This window comes from Streptomyces sp. PA03-3a (assembly GCF_033792735.1).
In the GTDB taxonomy this organism is placed as follows: Bacteria; Actinomycetota; Actinomycetes; order Streptomycetales; family Streptomycetaceae; genus Actinacidiphila.
In genome coordinates, this window is the sequence record NZ_JARAVM010000018.1 from 120,397 (window position 1) to 136,338 (window position 15,942).

At 68.1% G+C, this 15,942-nt stretch carries 16 protein-coding genes and 4 pseudogenes; 9 read left to right on the top strand and 11 right to left on the bottom strand.

What is annotated here, in order from left to right; all coding sequences use genetic code 11:
• Positions 1-149: 149 nt before the first annotated feature.
• Positions 150-350, bottom strand: coding sequence for a hypothetical protein (locus PV342_RS22370; protein WP_400804889.1), 201 nt, complete (start codon positions 348-350; stop codon positions 150-152).
• A 490-nt stretch (positions 351-840) separates the two neighbouring features.
• Between PV342_RS22370 and PV342_RS22375 the strand changes: the two are divergent.
• Together PV342_RS22375 and PV342_RS22380 are read left to right on the top strand one after the other, a co-directional pair.
• Positions 841-1,542: pseudogene (locus PV342_RS22375) on the top strand (DUF2637 domain-containing protein); the annotation flags it as partial.
• Positions 1,543-2,633: 1,091 nt separating this feature from the next.
• Entirely contained in the window at positions 2,634-2,819 is a 186-nt protein-coding gene (locus PV342_RS22380; RefSeq protein ID WP_400804891.1) for a hypothetical protein, read from the top strand.
• Positions 2,820-2,836: 17 nt separating this feature from the next.
• Here PV342_RS22380 and PV342_RS22385 read toward each other — a convergent pair whose 3' ends face one another.
• Positions 2,837-3,523, bottom strand: a complete 687-nt coding sequence (locus PV342_RS22385; protein ID WP_500318505.1) for a TetR/AcrR family transcriptional regulator — start codon at positions 3,521-3,523, stop codon at positions 2,837-2,839.
• 342 nt (positions 3,524-3,865) lie between these two features.
• Here PV342_RS22385 and PV342_RS22390 point away from each other — a divergent pair, with 342 nt between their 5' ends.
• Positions 3,866-4,633 (top strand): SDR family NAD(P)-dependent oxidoreductase, encoded by a 768-nt coding sequence (locus PV342_RS22390; RefSeq protein WP_400804897.1) that lies wholly within the window; start codon positions 3,866-3,868, stop codon positions 4,631-4,633.
• A 79-nt stretch (positions 4,634-4,712) separates the two neighbouring features.
• Here PV342_RS22390 and PV342_RS22395 read toward each other — a convergent pair whose 3' ends face one another.
• The 4 genes and pseudogenes from PV342_RS22395 to PV342_RS22410 form a co-directional block, all read right to left on the bottom strand.
• Complete coding sequence (locus PV342_RS22395) at positions 4,713-5,180, bottom strand: hypothetical protein (RefSeq protein WP_400804900.1); 468 nt, start codon at positions 5,178-5,180, stop codon at positions 4,713-4,715.
• Positions 5,177-6,424 (bottom strand): annotated as a pseudogene (locus tag PV342_RS22400) (IS256 family transposase). Before PV342_RS22400 ends, PV342_RS22395 begins: the two are co-directional and overlap by 4 nt.
• A 206-nt stretch (positions 6,425-6,630) precedes the next feature.
• Positions 6,631-6,801 (bottom strand): hypothetical protein, encoded by a 171-nt coding sequence (locus PV342_RS22405; RefSeq protein ID WP_500318506.1) that lies wholly within the window; start codon positions 6,799-6,801, stop codon positions 6,631-6,633.
• Between the two features lie 101 nt (positions 6,802-6,902).
• Positions 6,903-7,526 carry a TetR/AcrR family transcriptional regulator gene (locus PV342_RS22410; RefSeq protein WP_400804903.1) on the bottom strand — a complete coding sequence of 208 codons (624 nt, stop codon included), beginning with the start codon at positions 7,524-7,526 and terminating at the stop codon, positions 6,903-6,905.
• A gap of 74 nt (positions 7,527-7,600) precedes the next feature.
• Here PV342_RS22410 and PV342_RS22415 point away from each other — a divergent pair, with 74 nt between their 5' ends.
• Entirely contained in the window at positions 7,601-8,572 is a 972-nt protein-coding gene (locus tag PV342_RS22415; RefSeq protein ID WP_400804940.1) for a quinone oxidoreductase family protein, read from the top strand.
• A gap of 16 nt (positions 8,573-8,588) precedes the next feature.
• Here PV342_RS22415 and PV342_RS22420 read toward each other — a convergent pair whose 3' ends face one another.
• Positions 8,589-9,530, bottom strand: coding sequence for a LysR family transcriptional regulator (locus PV342_RS22420; protein WP_500318507.1), 942 nt, complete (start codon positions 9,528-9,530; stop codon positions 8,589-8,591).
• A 239-nt stretch (positions 9,531-9,769) separates the two neighbouring features.
• On the opposite strand from PV342_RS22420, the gene PV342_RS22425 reads away from it, so the two are divergent.
• The 3 genes from PV342_RS22425 to PV342_RS22435 all read left to right on the top strand — a co-directional run bounded on the left by PV342_RS22425 (position 9,770) and on the right by PV342_RS22435 (position 12,155).
• Entirely contained in the window at positions 9,770-10,657 is an 888-nt protein-coding gene (locus tag PV342_RS22425; protein WP_400804909.1) for an SDR family NAD(P)-dependent oxidoreductase, read from the top strand.
• 48 nt (positions 10,658-10,705) lie between these two features.
• Complete coding sequence (locus tag PV342_RS22430) at positions 10,706-11,635, top strand: SDR family NAD(P)-dependent oxidoreductase (RefSeq protein WP_500318508.1); 930 nt, start codon at positions 10,706-10,708, stop codon at positions 11,633-11,635.
• 91 nt (positions 11,636-11,726) lie between these two features.
• Positions 11,727-12,155 (top strand): winged helix-turn-helix transcriptional regulator, encoded by a 429-nt coding sequence (locus tag PV342_RS22435; protein ID WP_500318509.1) that lies wholly within the window; start codon positions 11,727-11,729, stop codon positions 12,153-12,155.
• A gap of 1 nt (position 12,156) precedes the next feature.
• Here PV342_RS22435 and PV342_RS22440 read toward each other — a convergent pair whose 3' ends face one another.
• On the bottom strand, positions 12,157-12,666 hold the full coding sequence (locus tag PV342_RS22440; protein ID WP_500318510.1) for a nuclear transport factor 2 family protein: 510 nt from the start codon (positions 12,664-12,666) through the stop codon (positions 12,157-12,159).
• Between the two features lie 449 nt (positions 12,667-13,115).
• On the opposite strand from PV342_RS22440, the gene PV342_RS22445 reads away from it, so the two are divergent.
• Positions 13,116-13,472 (top strand): VOC family protein, encoded by a 357-nt coding sequence (locus PV342_RS22445; protein WP_400804920.1) that lies wholly within the window; start codon positions 13,116-13,118, stop codon positions 13,470-13,472.
• Between the two features lie 161 nt (positions 13,473-13,633).
• Here the strand turns inward: PV342_RS22445 and PV342_RS22450 are convergent, their stop codons facing one another.
• From PV342_RS22450 to PV342_RS22460, 3 genes and pseudogenes are all read right to left on the bottom strand, one after another.
• A complete protein-coding gene (locus tag PV342_RS22450; RefSeq protein ID WP_500318511.1) occupies positions 13,634-14,110 on the bottom strand; it encodes an MmyB family transcriptional regulator in 477 nt (158 codons plus the stop codon).
• A 544-nt stretch (positions 14,111-14,654) separates the two neighbouring features.
• A pseudogene (locus tag PV342_RS22455) lies at positions 14,655-14,837 on the bottom strand (transposase); the annotation flags it as partial.
• A 30-nt stretch (positions 14,838-14,867) separates the two neighbouring features.
• A complete protein-coding gene (locus tag PV342_RS22460) occupies positions 14,868-15,311 on the bottom strand; it encodes an MFS transporter (RefSeq protein WP_400804923.1) in 444 nt (147 codons plus the stop codon).
• Position 15,312: 1 nt separating this feature from the next.
• Between PV342_RS22460 and PV342_RS22465 the strand changes: the two are divergent.
• Positions 15,313-15,870, top strand: a pseudogene (locus PV342_RS22465) (transposase family protein); the annotation flags it as partial.
• Positions 15,871-15,942 lie beyond the last annotated feature (72 nt).

A 15,942-nucleotide genomic window follows, 5' to 3' on the forward strand; every position in this document is an offset into this window, starting at 1 on the left:
GGGCGCTCGCCGAAGCAGAAGCCGCTGCGGAGGACAGCGACCTGCCACTCAGGCCGAAGCCCGTCCCGATGCGCCGGCCCGAAGAACCGCTCACCGAGGAGGCCGCAGCACCAGACCCCGCGCAGCCGGGCGGGCTGCTGGGGGGGGCTCTACGGGCTGCGCTCCACGCGGGCGGGGATCATGAGGTTCCAGCCGATGCCGGAGCAGTTTTCCGGAACTGGCGGGAAGCTGTGGCCCTGCACGTTGGTGCTCGTGATGGTGAAGCGGTGCCCTTCGCCGCACGTGCACTCATAGATGCCGCTGACCGGGACCTTTTCGCCCGGGCGATGCATGCGGATTGTCTCGTCCATCAGGTCCTCCTCGCCGATCGGGGCCCAGAGGGGAGGGAACCCCGATCTACAAGGGCGCCGAGGGGCGGAGGCCCTTCGGGGAGCCGCTGTAGGGCAGGTGCACTGCGGCTCTGCGAGGTCGTATTACCGCCCGCGAATCACCGAAACCCTCGTGTTGGTGATCTCCAGGTCGCGTCCATTTCCGGCGGCGCGGCGATGCGCATGCGGCAGCGGCGAGGCCGTCGGGCTGGTCGGTGAGCATGCTGCTCCCGTCGCCGGCGCGGGCCTCGATCCAGGCGCGGACGCGGGCGACCTGGTCGACGGGGCCGGTGAGGACGACGTCGACGCCGTCGCGGCCGGGGGGCGGGAAGATGCGGGGGAGAGGGCGCAGCCAAGCCCGGACACCAGCGCTCACTCCTTCGAGTGGCCACCATCCCCGGCGCAACCGGCCCACCCCGGCCGCACGTGCACAGGCCATGAGCCCAGTCGAAAACGACCGCGTACCCAGAGGATCCTGATCGGCGTCGTCGTGATCGGTGCGGTGATCATCGCCGCGATCGGCTTTGCCGGCTCGTACGCCGCCGTGCGCGAACTCGCGCTCCGCAAGGGATTCGCGCCTTCGCCAACGTCTTCCCGATCGGCATCGACGCTGGCATCGTCGTCCTGCTCGCGCTCGACCTGCTGCTGACCTGGCTGCGCATCCCCTTCCCGCTGCTGCGCCAGACCGCATGGCTACTCACGGCCGCAACGATCGCCTTCAACGGCGCGGCGGCCTGGCCGGACCCGCTCGGCGTCGGGATGCACGGCATCATCCCGATCCTCTTCGTCGTCTCGGTGGAAGCCGCTCGGCACGCGATCGACCGGGTCGCCGACATCACCGCCGACAAGCACATGGAGTCGGTCCGGCTCGCCCGCTGGCTTCTCGCCCCGGCCGCGACCTTCCGCCTCTGGCGGCGCATGAAGCTGTGGGAGCTCCGCTCCTACGACGACGTCATCCGCCTCGAGCAGGAACGCCTCATCTACCAGGCCCGGCTGCGCGCCCGCTACGGCCGCGCCTGGCGCCGCAAGGCGCCCGTCGACGCCCTCATGCCGCTCCGCTTCACCCGCTACGGCATCCCACTGACCGAGACCGGCCCCGCGGGCCTGGCCGCGGCCGGTATCGAACTTCCCGCCGCGCTGGAGCGCCCCGCCATCGAGCCGGCCACGCCCGCGGAAACCGGAGGAGCGGTCGTACGGCAGCTGCGCCCCCAAGACACTCCGCTCCCCGAGCCGTCCGTACAGGCGCAGACGCCGGCCGCCACCGAGGCCCCGGCCCGCCGGGTCACCGTCACCGTTTCTGTCCCGGACGTCGGTCCGGAGCCGGAACCCGAGCCGGACCCGGAACCGGAAGCACCCGGCCCTGCTCCAGCGCCGGCAGCGGAAGAACCCGCGCCCACCGACGGCTCGGTCCCACAGCTCACGACGGTCGACCGCTACTACCGCGTCTGGGACGAGTACCGGCGCGCGCACGGCCTGGCCATCACCGACGACAAGCACCTGACGGACAAGGTGCTGTCCGCTCACCTTGCCACTCTCGGGATGACAGGCCGAGGCGGTGCCCCGGTCAGCCCTTCGACCCTGCGCCGCTACCTGCCCGCGTTCCGGATCTACGCCGTCTGGCTCGACCACCTGGAGCGCGAAGGCGTGGCCCCGGACGAGTACCTCCTGGCGCAACTGCTCACCGCGCGCGGGATCGTCGCCCAGTACGGCGCCATCTACACGCCCGGCAAACTCGAGCCGTTCGTGGCAGACTTCCCGCGCCGCCGTGCTGCACTCGCGGCCGACCAGATGCTGAGCGACGCCTGATTGTCGAACGCGCATTTGGCGGGTGTGGTGCCGGTCGCTTACAAAGGACATATCAGACGCATCGGAGGAAGCGCCGTATGACCGACGGGGCAAGCCCCGCTCCCCGCGCCAACGCCGTCCCGGCCCGCGACTGCGAAAACTGCCGCGGATGGGGAACCATCATCACCGACCTCGGCCACCACGAACTCTGCCCGCGCTGCCAGCCAGCGGGTGAGCAACAGTCCGTCCCGGCACCACTGCAGACCACTGCAGACCACTGCCCGGCCTCCCGCTGGCGCCCGCTATGCATCACCCGGCGCGCCAGTCCGCCACAGGTAGGGGCGACACGTCGCTGACCGGCCGCCGAAAGAACGGCCCTGCCGCGCGTCGTCGTGCATCAGGTCTTCGTACCCCCATCGCATTGGTTTTCAATATTGACCACCTCGGCGGGCCGTGTACCGGCTGCAGAGCGACGGACTCGTGGAGCGTGTCAAGGACACCCAGGACGCCCGTGGCTGGAATGCCGTCCTCACCGACGCGGGCCTCGCCCGGCTGAGGGAGACGTGGCCGACCAGTCTGGCCTCCGTACGGCGCCGCTTCCTCGACCACCTCGAGGGCCTGGCCCTCAAGGCGCTGGCCGCGGCCCTGAAGAGGATCGCCTCCTGACGCGACTGCCGCGGTTGTCAGGTCCGCCCGGGCGGGCCGGTGACGGGCCCATGCTCCGGCGGAAGCAGGCCGTGCAGGACAAGGGCGGAGAGGGCGTCGGCCATGCTGTTCCTGTCGTGCTCCGCCGCCTGGAGGTCGTCGGGGTCAAGCCGGTCGGCGATGGGGTCCTGCGCCAGGGCCAGCGCGGGGCCCGTGACGGCGAAGTACAGGATGTGCGGCGGGACGCGCGGCATGCGGCCCGCCGCCATGAGGCCGTCGACGGTCGGCTCGATGCTGTCCCAGAACGGCTTGATGAACCGCTGGTGGAGATAGTCCAGGCGGTTGGAGTCCCGGGTCGACTCGTCGGTGAGCAACCGGTTCATGGCGGAGTCGTTCGCGGCAAGCCGGTACAGGTGGACGATGACGGCCCGTAGGCGCTCGCCGTCGTCGTGGCACCCGTCCAGCAGCCGGTCGAGCGCGGGCTGGGCGTCCCGCAGCGCGAAGTCCACCACCGCGCGCCAGAAGACGCCCTTCGACCCGTACCGTTCGTGGACGAAGTTGTGGCTCACGCCGAGCCGCCGGGCTAGCTCCCGCATGGTGGTCGCGGCGGAGCCGAGCTCGGCGAAGGTTTCCAGGCCTCGCCGGAGGATCTCGCTTTCGTGCAGCCGGACGGGGGCGTACCTTCCGCGCGCCGCCGGCGCCTGATGCGGTGTTCCGTCGGTCACGCTGGCATCGCTCCGTTCGGCGTCGGCCTGCCTGTGCCGATCGCCCTCCCTCCCGGTCACCGAGCCGGTCATGCCCCCGGTACCGGCGCATCGCGCCTGGTGGGCGGGGTGCGCGTCCGGAATTCCCGGCGGGATGGCGAGGCGATCGCCGGTGATCCAAGTCTTCCATGCCGGTCACGGGCCGGGTGCCCGCGATGGAGGCCGACCGGGGAACGCTTGACGCTTGTCAAGCTCGGAGAGATGCTTGACGTGTCAAATACTTCGGTTCGATCGTCGGGTGAGGCCCCCGGGCGCACCGCCCAACGCGCCTACCCACACACCCCACTGACCAGGAGCACCCCCATGACACTTCTTCTTGACGGCAAGATCGTGCTGATCACCGGCACCGGCGGAGGCATGGGCCGCGTCGCGGCCCACGTGTTCGCCAGAGAAGGCGCAAAGGTCGTCGGAGCCGACATCCACCCCGACGCCAACGAGGAAACGACCGAACTCGTCCGCCGCGCGGGCGGCGAGATGACAGGCATCGCCCCGGTCGACCTCACCGACCCGGAGCAGGTACGGCGCCTCGTCGACGGCGCGGTGGCCGCCTACGGTGGGCTCGACGTCGTCTACAACAACGCCGCCTCGTTGCGCTTCGGCCCGCTGCCCGACTTCTCCGTCGAGGACTGGCACGCCACCATCACCGGCGAACTCGACATCCCCTTCTTCGTCTCGGAATCCGCCTGGCCCCACCTGGTACGCCGCGGTGGCGGCGTCATCCTCAACGTCGCCTCCATGGCCGGCATGATCGCCGGCCAGAACCCCCCGATGGTCGGGCACACCGCGGCCAACGCCGGCGTCATCGGCATGACCCGGCAACTCGCGCTCGAAGGCGCCCCCCACGGGATCCGCGCGGTGGCCATCAGCCCCGGCCCCGTCCTGACCCCCGCCAGCGACCGCGACCTCGGCGACAACCAGGCCGCCCGCGACGCAATCACCAGCAAGACCCTGCTCAAGCGCTTCGCCCGGCCCGAGGAGATCGTCGAACTGGCCGCCTTCCTCGCCTCCGACCGAGCCTCCTACATCACCGGGGCGAACTACGCCGTCGACGGCGGCGCCAGCGCCTGGTGACGCGGTACACCCGGCCCCACCCCTGAAGCTCCGGGGGTGCGGAGACAAGCAATAGTCAAGAGTTGTGGGTCAGCTGATTTCAGCTCTCGCTGTGGTGGGTGAGACCGGTCCTGGCGGTGTTGCGGATCCGCTTGGTGTGGCCGGCTTCGGCGAGGATCTCGATGGCCTCGGTGTTCGTTCCGTCGGCGGTCTTGAGCTGGAGCCAGTTGGATGACGCGAGCAGGTCGTCCGGCTGCCAGGGCAGCTTGAGCGTGATGGCGCGGAAGAGTGACCACTCCCGCAGGCGCTGAGCCAGGAAGGGGTGGTCGATCGTGGCCTGGGTCATGGTCTGCGCCCACTCCTCGTAGGCGGGAGCGGGGTAGAGGCCGGCGGCTCGACGGTCCAGGTGTCGCAGAACGGCGGACTGGGCCATCGTCTGGTCCGGATCAGTGAGCACGCTGCTGACCAGGTCGACCTCGTCCGGGTCGTCAACGTGCTCCAGCTTGTCGAGGTAGGCCGCGAAGCGGACGTGCTCGTCCGGGTTCTGCAGGATGTCGTGGACGTTCATGCGGCCTGCTCCTTGCGCTCGACCAGGACGCCGTTCTCGAATCGTGCACCGGCGCGGACGAGGGGCACCAGGTGGGCTCCGGTGATCGCGCGCCATCGCGCCTGAGCGGATTCGACCAGCTTGAACACCATCGCGAGGGCGGCCGCCGGGCTGCCTGCGCCGCGGGTGACCTTAGTGCGGAGCTTGACCGTGGAGAACGTCGACTCGATGGGGTTGGTGGTCCGCAGGTGGATCCAGTGCTCGGCCGGGAAATCGTAGAAGGCGAGCAGTTCGTCCCGGTCCTCGGTGATCTTCGCGACGGCCTTCGGGAACTTTGCCCCGTATGCCTTCGCGAATGCCGCGATCGCCTTCTCGGCGTGGGTGCGGTCCTCGGCGTTGTAGATCTCCTGCATCGCCTTCGTCGCGCCGGGCTGCGCGGACTTCGGCAGGCAGTTCGTGACGTTGCGGGCTTTGTGGACCCAGCACCTTTGCGGCCTGGCTGCCGGGAACACCTCGGCGAGAGCCCGCCACAGGCCCATGGCACCGTCGCCGATGACCAGCTCGGGGTCGCGCATGCCGCGGCGGCGGCAGTCGCGCAGCAGGTCGGCCCACGACTCGGTGGACTCGCGCAAGCCCTCGGCCAGGGCGATCAGCTCCTTCGTGCCGTTCAGCCGGACCCCGAGCAGGACCAGCACGCACGAGTGGGCCTGGCCGAGCCGGACCTTCGGGTGGACGCCGTCAGCCCACACGTAGACGATCACGATCCGACAGGTCGCGATTCTGGAAAGCGGCATGGTCCTCGCTCCACTGCTTGGTCAGCCGTGTCACGGTCGCGGCCGACAGGCCGGCGGTGCCGCCGAGGAACTGCTCCAGTGCCGGGACGAAGTCTCCGGAAGACAGGCCGTGCAGGTAGAGCAGCGGCAGCACTTCGGAGATCTTCGGGGATGTGCGGCACCACGGCGGAAGGATCTTCGAGGAGAACCGCTTGCGCTCGCCAGTCTCATCGTCAACGCGGCGGTCGTTGACCCGCGGGGCCTTGACCGCGACCGGCCTGGCCGCGGTGACCACCGTCCGGGCCGGTGGTGGCCGTTGCGGACAACGAGACGCCGGCCGTACTCGTCGGTCTCGGCCGACAACTCGGCTATGTACTGGTTGACTTCGGCTTCCAGCGCGGCGGCCAGCATCCGGCGGGCGCCTTCCCGCACGATCTCGTCGATCAGGGAGCCGGACTGGGTGCAGCCGTCGTCGGTGACTACGCTGAGCACGGGCGTGCCTTCCCGACCCGCGCTGCAACGCGGGCCTACTCGGAGACCTTAAGGATCATTCGGGAAGGTACGCCCTCCGCGTGCCCTTCCGGAACCGATCCACAAGTCATGAGCATTGCTCCCTCGTGCTTCGGGACTACGCTGCTATGCAGTGGGTGCCGGTCGCGTTCCCCCGTCGCGGCCGGCACCCGCTTCCGTGTGCGGTGTCAAGCGCTTCCTGGCGCGGCCGCCAGGTCCCCGGCCTCCTCCAGCACCGCGGCCACCGCGTGTTCAGTGCGCGCGTCCATGGAGATGTCGTAGGCCCGGCTGACCTCGGTGACCCGCGCCACCGCTTTCCGGGCCCCCGAGTGATTCCCGGCGGCCTGCTCGATCGCCATCCAGTCGCGGTAGAGGACCTCGGCGGTCTCATCATGTCCGGCCAGGTCGCTGCCCGGTGCCCGGTGCTGCCCGACGTCGAAGTGGTTGTCCTGTTCTTCGCCTACCTCACGGCCGCGGGCTGACCCTCTGCCGCCGTGACGGCGGTTCCCCGTAGGTGGGTCAGGAACAGGTCGAGGGCGGCCTCGAGGTGGCCGATATCGCCGGTGGCCATGAGGATCACCACCCCGCCCTGGATACCGGCGACGCAGGCCGCCGCGGCGCGGTCTGGATCGATGCCGGACTCGACCGCGCCAGCGGCTTGCATGGTGGCGATGCCCTGGCGCAGCGAATCCTGCCAGTCCGCCAGCAGGCGGCGGGTGATCTCGCGAGCTGCCGGGGTCTGGCGGCCCACCTCGGTTAGCAGCACGCCCAGCGGGCACCGCTCGCCCTGCTTGCGGTAGCGGTCGATCACGGCGTCGCGCCAGGCGTGCCAGGTCGGCCAGCTGTTCAGGGTGCCGAGGTGGGGCTGCTGGTCGTCGAGGACTCGCTGCGCCTCGTACGCGGCCACCGCCACCAGTAGCTCCTCCTTGCCGCCCGGGAAGTAGTGGAACATCTGGCTCTTGCCCGTACGGCTGCGCAGTCCCACGTCGTCGAGCCGGGTTGCCGCGACGCCGTACTCGCGGATCTGGTCCGAGGCGGCTTCGATAATGCGTTGCCGGGTGGCGGCCCCCTTGGCAGTCAGCATGGCGCACCGTTCTGTACTTGCGGGTACATTTTTCGCTTCCCAGCATAGGTCTCATGAACGACAACGACGAGCGCATGCGCGCTATCACGATCACCGAGCTTGGCGGCCCTGAGGTGTTGCGCCTCATCGACGCCCCCGCCCCGCACGCCGGTCCCGGCCACCTGGTGGTGGATGTGCGGGCCGCCGGTGTGAACTTCATGGACACAGGAGCGCGACAGAACGGACCGGCCGGTCTCACCGTGCCCTTCGTTCCCGGCGTCGAAGCCGCCGGTGTCGTCCGCGAGGTGGGGCCCGAGGTCGCCGGCTTCGCTCCCGGTGACCGGGTGGCGTGGGTCTACTCGTACGGGACGTACGCCGAGCGAGTTGCCGTACCGGCCGCTGTGGCCGTGCCCGTCCCCGACGACGTCGACGACGAGACCGCGGCGGCGCTGATGATGCAGGGCATCACGGCGCACCACTTCACCACCGAGGCTTACCCGGTGGCACACGGAGACGTGGCGCTGGTGCACGCCGCGGCGGGCGGCTTGGGCCGGCTGATCACCCAGCTGGTAAAGCTGCGCGGCGGCACAGCTATCGGCGTCGTGTCGCGACCGGAGAAGGCCGCCGTGGCGCACGAGGCCGGGGCCGATCACGTAGTGGTCAGCACGGGCGGCGACTTCGTCGATCCGGTCCGCGCGCTCACCGGCGACGAGGGCGTACACGTGGTCTTCGACGGCAACGGCGAGACCACCTTTCGCGCGTCGATGCAGGCGCTACGCCGGCACGGAACGCTGCTGTACTACGGGGCATTCATCGGCCAGGTGCCGACCATTTCGATGCGGGAGCTGCCAAACAGCATCAAGGTCAGCTACCCGGTCTTCCGCGACCACATTCCCGACCGCGAGGCGCTGCTGCACCACGCGGGCGAGCTGTTCGACTTCGTCCGCGACGGCCGGCTGAAGGTGGCCATTGGCGGCCGGTACCCGCTCGCTGAGGCCGAGCAGGCCCACCGCGACATCGAGTCGCGTTCCACGACCGGAAAGCTGCTCCTGATCGTCGGCGAGTAGCCGATCGCCCGCATGGTCACGAGCGCGGCGACAGCTGCGCCGTTGCGTCGGCGTCGAGAGCAGCGGCGTGGAGGGCCGCTGCCACGCGGCTGACCGGCTCGGCCAGGGCATGGGGAAGGCGTGCGAGGAGCAGGCGTCGCTGTTCCTGCGGGCCGCCGCGAACGGGAAGGATGCGCACACCTGGCGGAGCGGCCGGGGCGAGGGCAGCGGGTACGGTGGTCAGTCCGCAGCCGGCTGCGACGAGGTGGAGCTTGGCCAGCCAGTCGCGGGCGGTGTGGACGATCTCGGGTCGCTCGTCCAGGCCTGGCCACACCCCCATCAGCCGGTCCTCACCAGAGGAAGAACCCGCGATCCAGCGCTGCCCACGCAGGTCGGCCACGTCGACATAGTCGTTGCGGGCGAGAGGGTGGGTGGCGGGTACCGCGAGACGTAGTGCCCTTTCGGTGAGTGTTTGCAGCGCCAGAGGGGGTGATTCGGCGTCCGGTGGGCGAAATGGTGGCGCCGACGCGAGCAGGGCCAGGTCCAGGCTGCCGGCCCGCAGGGCCCGCACCAGCGCCGGGGTGCTCCCCTCCCTGCTGACAACTTCGATGGCGGGGTCCGTTCGGCGCAGCGTGGTCAGTGCTGTGGGCAGCAAGCTGGCTCCGGCGCTGGGGAACCAGCCCAGGCGGACGGTGGCGGCCTGCCCTGGGAGACCCGACAGTTCCCGCGCGGTCGTGTCAATCTCGTCGAGCACGATCGTCGCGCGGCGCACGACGACGCGACCGGCCGGGGTCAGCCGTACTCCGTCGCGCCGTCGCTCCAATAGCTGTGTACCGGCCGCTCGTTCGATGGCGGCGATCTGCCGGGACACCGCGGACTGGGTATAACCCAGCGATGCCGCGGCCGCGGTGAAGGTTCCCTGCTCGGCCACCGCACGGAAGACGCGCAGTGCAGTCAGCGACACATCTGTGAAGTCCATGACGATTACGCATGGTATCTCTGATTGGCTTTCGGTGGAATCATGGGCATCACTTCGAAGGCTGCCTTGCCACGCTGCTACTGGGATCTGCGTACCGCCAGCGCGGACGGCAAGTAAGCCGACACCGGGGCGCGAGGTCTCGGGTAGCGACAAATCGCTGAGATCCATGACGATTACGCATGCCAGTTGTGCGTGTTTCTCGTTGGACTCATGCCGCCGTTGTTTTTAGCGTGGCTTGCATGAACGTTTCTCGCATCGCCCTCGTCACAGGCGCCAACCAGGGACTCGGCCGCGCTCTCGTGGAAGGGTTGGCGGCAGGCATGGGCCCGCGGGACCTGGTGCTACTGACCGGTCGTGACCCTCAGCGGGTCACCGACGCCGCCCGCGAGGTGGCGCAGACGCCCGGCACGCGCGCCCAGGTCGAAGGCCGGGTCCTGGACGTCACCGACCCCGACGCCATCGCCCGGCTCGCCGACGAACTATGGGAGCATCACGGTGGCGTGGACGTCGTCATCTCCAACGCCGTCGCCCGACTGCTCCCCGGGGAATCACAATCCGGCCGCGCAGACGAATTCATCGACGTCTCCAACGGAGCCACCCACGCAATTCTGCGTTCGTTCGGTTCCATCCTTCTACCGGGAGGCCGGCTGATCGTCGTGGCCAGCAGCCTGGGCACCCTCGGCCACCTCGACCCCCGGCTTCACCACCTGTTCGACGGAGCGAGCCTGGACCAGGTGGAGTACGCCGTCGAGTCCTGGCGCAGCGCCATCCACCACGAGACTGCAGAAGCTGCGGGCTGGCCGCGCTGGCTGAACGTGCCGTCGAAGGTTGCCCAGGTAGCGGCTGTCCGGGCGGTCGCAGCCGAACGCCGTGAACGTGACCTGGCTAACGGCATCCTGATTGCCTCCGTGTGCCCCGGCATGGTCGACACCGCCACATCCCGTCCCTGGTTCAGCGACTACAGCAAGGCCCGGCCCCCGGCCGAGGCCGCCCGAGCCGTGCTTGACCTTGTCTTCGCCGAGCACGTCGACCCTGCCCTGTACGGCGAGCTGGTTCGGTTCGGCAAGGCCCTGCCCTGGCACGACGGCACCCCCCCGGTGGAGCAGGACCGGATACTCACCCCCTGACGCTGGCTGGCCCTCCGACCCCTGCAGTACCCGCAAAGGAGTTTGCACATGAGTGCCATCAAAACCCCGTACGGCTTCTCCAGCACGGCCGCTGAAGTCGCGGCAGGCGTCGACCTCATCGGCCGCCGCGCGCTGGTGACCGGCGCTTCCTCCGGCCTCGGCATGGAAACGGCTCGCGCTCTGGCCGGCACTGGAGCGGAGGTCACCCTGGCCGTCCGGGACGAAGCGGCGGGTGACCGCGTCGCCAAGGACATCACCGCCACGACAGGCAATCAGGAGGTCCACGTCGCACGCCTGGACCTGGCCGACCTCGCGTCCGTCACCGCGTTTACCACCACATGGCAAGGTCCGCTCCACATCCTGGTGAACAATGCCGGCGTCATGGCCTGTCCCGAGCAGTACACCGAACACGGCTGGGAATGGCAGTTCGCCACCAACCACCTGGGCCACTTCACCCTCGCCAACGGCCTGCACGGCGCACTGGCCGCCGACGGCGCAGCCCGCATCGTCTCCGTCAGCTCCACGGGGCACCAGCAGTCCCCGATCGTGTGGGACGACGCCAACTTTGCCTTTCGCCCCTACGATCCGTGGCTCGCTTACGGCCAGTCCAAGACCGCCAACGTTCTGTTCGCCGTGGAGGCGACCCGCCGCTGGGCCGACGACAACATCACCGCCAACGCACTCATGCCCGGCGCCATCTACACCAACCTCCAACGCCACACCGGCGGACGTGGCAGCGGCAGGGTCCCCGCCAACCTCATCAAAACCGTCGAGCAGGGCGCCGCCACGTCCGTCCTCCTCGCCACCTCGCCCCACCTCGAAGGGATCGGCGGCCGCTACTTCGTCGACTGCAACGAGACCGACGTCATCGACCGCCGATCCGGCAGCCTGCACGGCGTCGCCCGGTACGCCGTCGACCCGGACAACGCCCGACGGCTGTGGACGCTGTCGCAAGAGTTGCTGGCCGCCGCTGGCTGAACCGACAGGCGACTCCGCCGGTCGTGTGGCCGGTTGGCGAAGTGCCTACCGACTCCTCTTTGAGAGAACGAACTCTATGGACACCCCTCAGATGACAGACCAAGACGACCTTGAGCAGGTGAAGACCTCTGACGGGGAGTCGGGCCAGGATTGCGTCATCAGCCGGGTCGAACATGCGCTGGACATCATCCGAGGCCGATGGAAACTGCTCATCATTCACCACCTGCTCGTCCACCAGCCACGCCGGTTCTCCAGCTTGGAACGGGCAATCCCGCAGGTAACCCAGAAGATGCTGATCCGGCAACTCCGCGCGCTGGAGACCGACGGCGTCGTGCACCGCATGGTCTACCCCGAGGTTCCGCCACACGTGGAGTACGAACTGACCTCCGCCGGACGCGCCCTCGCTACGGCGCTTACCGCCCTGCATGACTGGACAGTGCAGTCGGGCCACGCCGACTCGCAGCAGTCGAACTGTGCTGGGCCCCGCCGCGCTGCTGCAGTCGGCGGCTTCCCCAGCTGAGTCAGACGGTGGGGAAGGTGTCCATCCAGATGATCTCCAGTGTGCGGTGCATGATGCGCCAGCCCTCGGAGCGTCGTACCAGCTGGTCGACGAAGAAGCCCGTCTGCATCAGGTTCCAGCCCCGACCGTCGGTGCTGCCCTTGTGGGTGTGCAGGTGCTGGGTGCGGGCGAGGGCAGTGTCGCCGTCTATGGCGACCGTGGAAAACCCCTGAAAGTGCTGCCACTTGAGCAATCCGCTCATGGACCCGTCGGCTCCGCGCATCACATCCACGAGCCTGCGGTAGTGGATGTCCTGCAACTGAGGACCGCCGGCCGCCGAATAGTCGACGGTGGCCTCGGGGGCGAAAACGGTGTCCCATTGCTCAAGGACGTTGTTGTCGCCGTCTTCGTGGAGATCCTGGCCGAGACCGTAGCGCACTATCAGGTCCTGTATCTCGAACCTGTCGGCGAGGTACTGCAGGCGCTGCTCAAGAGCGTGCTCGGCAGAATGGGGGGTTGGGCTGTGTGTCATGGCTTCACCGTAGATCGGCACCCTCCGGCCCGGAAGTACAGACAAAAAAGTAAGTATCTGAACCCGACCCCGTAGGTGGCAGACCTACTACTAGCCCCTCTCCTTCGCGCCGGTCGCCGACTCCACCGTCTTGAGAACTCGATTGGTGGCCCCGCTAAAAAGGTTTACTTACGTTTTCGCCTATACTGTACGTTTCGTCACGGTAGGCAGGCGTACCGTACCGGGCGACGGCCCACTGGCCGTCTATGCGGCGCGCGGGAACTCATACGGTTGAGGACCGATAGTGCGCGGGTAGGCCCCGGAAGGATATGGCGCACCCCTTTGCTTGGGTGTCGCTCATGCTCGTGTTCGGGTTGCCTGCATCGCAGGAGAAGGCAGTCGGAGGCTATTGCAATTGGCACCCGGATAAGTGGTTGAGGGTCTACTTGTGGGCTGCATACCGTAGAGTCATGAACAATCTTATCGACTCGATTTCCCCCCGCATCGAGGTCTCGAGCATCACCGACGCCCTTTCCCTGTACCAGGGGCTGGCAGGCGTCGACGAGGCGCCGGTCCTGGAGTTCCCGGGCCTCCGGCTGGCCGTCGTGGGTCCCTTCCTGCTGATCGAGGGGGACGCGCAGACGCTGGAGAAGATGCGGCGCGAGGCGACACTGCATGTCAACGACCTGGAAGCAGCGGTCGGTCACTTCGTTAAGGAGGGTGGTTCGGTCATCGACGGGCCCACCGAAGCAGCTGGCGGAGTGCGCACCATCGTCCAAGATCGCGACGGCAACGTCTTTGAGTGCTTCCACCGTCCGGTCACCTGACGGCCCTGCCCCTACCTTAACGGAAGATTCATGGCGTATAGTGCGCGGGTGCAAGCGATCCCGGCCCCGCGCACTATGCGTTTCGGGTTTGCCTGACTATGAGAAAAGGTGGGGACAGTCAGTCATCTGTTCTCGCGACTTCTAGAAAAACATGAGGACTGCTACTCGTCACCCGCGTCGACCAATTTCATGTAGTCGTGGTCGATACGGCCGAAGCGGGAATGCCGGATTTTCTTCCGGGATGAAATGAAACCGCTGATTCTTCCCTCTCCCCACAGCGCGCAGAACATGTCGGACGCTTCCTGCATGATCTTCAGAAGCTCGGGTCCGCGCGGATCGTCGGGAATACTGCTCGAGGGCCGCCCTGAACTGGCCAACCAAGGAGCGGGCCTCGCCCAGCCAGTCCACGAAGAGGCCGGAGCCGCGTGACTCGAGGAAGTGAGCCACATAATGCTCCGCTCGCCTTCGGGCGGCTGGTCCAGCCCGCCGAGCAACTCGGCATTGCCGTCGTTGTATGTCAGCAGGCCCCACCACGGGGTCATCTCATCACGTACGCCGGCCTCGGGTGCAATTCCTGCACCAGCCGCTCCAGCAGGGGGTCGATCTTCCGCGGATGAGGGCCGCTCGGTGAAGGGCAAGGCCCGCGAGGGTGAACAGATACGCATCCTCGGGCTGGGTGAGCCGCAGCGCGGTGGCAAGGCTCTCGATGACCTGCCGGCTGGCACTGATGTCACGTCCCTGCTCGATCCACGTTCACCAGGTGCCGCTCAGCCCCGCGAGTGGGGCGCCAGCTCCTCCAGTCTCAGCCCGGGTGTCCGACGGCGGGTTCCTGGCCGGAAGCCCTCCGATACGGGCTCGGTCGCCTCACGGCGAGAACGGAGGAAGGGGCCGAGCTCTTTGCGCTGGACCAGGTTGGGCGTGAGGAAGGAACCTCGGTTCCCGCAGCGATGGGCAGACGTACGTGGGTGCATGGACGCATGCGGGCGCGGGCTCAGGGAGCCCCGGCACAGCGTCTCGGACATGGTCCACAGTTGCTGTGTGGTGTCGGCGGCGACGGATGAGGCCTCTACCGTGGTGTCGGAGAAGCCGAAGGGGGTGGCAGTGAGCTCACGCGAACACCGTAGGAGTGCGACGGTTCATAAGGCAAACGAAAGTCGGGAACCCCGTGGTATGCGTTGGCGTCACGGTCTTCCACGGCCCGAAGCGTTCCGGCAGGTCACGCCACTGCACCCCGGTCCGCACTCGGTGCAGAATCCCGTCGATCACCTGCCGGTGATCGCGCCACCGGCCACAACGCCGGTTACTGACCGGCAGGAACGGCCGCAGTCGTTCCCATTCAGCATGGCTCAGGTCACCCCGCCCCATGTCCACATCAACGACGCGGACGGCGAGTAGTCACATGATCGTCCGGACAAGTCCTAGCGCCCCGACGACGCCGCAGACTCCGATCGGCACGTTGACCAGGAAGACCCATTCCCATGACGCGTACTCGGTGAGCAGGCCACCGAAGAGCATGCCCGCCGCCGCCCCGGAGGCGGTGACGGCGGTGAAGAAGCCAAGGGCCTTGGCGCGTTCGGCACCGCTCTCGAAGGTGACGATGATGATGGAGAGCACTGCCGGGGAAACAAGAGCGGCACCGAGGCCCTGTACCCCTCGTCCGCCGACAAGCATGCCGGTCGACTGCGCCAGCCCGTTGACCAGCGAGGCGACGGTGAACAGCGCGAGACCGATGACGAACAGCCGCTGGCGTCCGAACAGGTCGCCAGCGCGTCCGCCGAGCAGCAGAAATCCTCCGTAGAACAGCACGTAGGCGTTGATGACCCACTGAGCCTTTTCCAACTACCGGTACATCGCCGAGGCCATCGACGTCCTGGCAACCCTCGCACCCACTCTCACCGAAGCGATGAATACCGCCTCCACCAAGGCATTCGTGATCCTGGACGGCACGCTGCTGCCGATCGACCGGATCGCAGCCGACCGGCCCTTCTACTCCGGGAAACACAAGAAGCACGGCATGAACGTGCAGGTGATCACCGATCCGGCGGGGCGACTGCTGTGGGCCTCGCCCGCGCTACCCGGCGCGGTCCACGACATCAAGGCCGCCCGCAGCCACGGCATCATCGACGCCCTGGAAGAAGCCGGCGTGGAGTGCTGGGCCGACAAGGGCTACCGTGGCGCCGGCGGCACCACACGGCTGCCCTACTGGGGCCGCTGGGAAACGCTCTCCACAGGTCAGCAGGCCGTCAACCGCTCACACGCGAAGATCCGCGCGCTCGTCGAGCGGGCCATGGCCACTCTCAAAGCCTGGCGACTCCTACGCAAGCTCCGCTGCAGCACCACCCGCGTAACCAGCCTCGTCCAGGCCGTCCTCACCCTGCACCTGACCTGCTCAAACTGAGGTGGGAAACACCTCAGTCCCTGGGCGGGCAGCGGACTGAACCCATATCCTGCACTTCTCGCAAGGACAGTG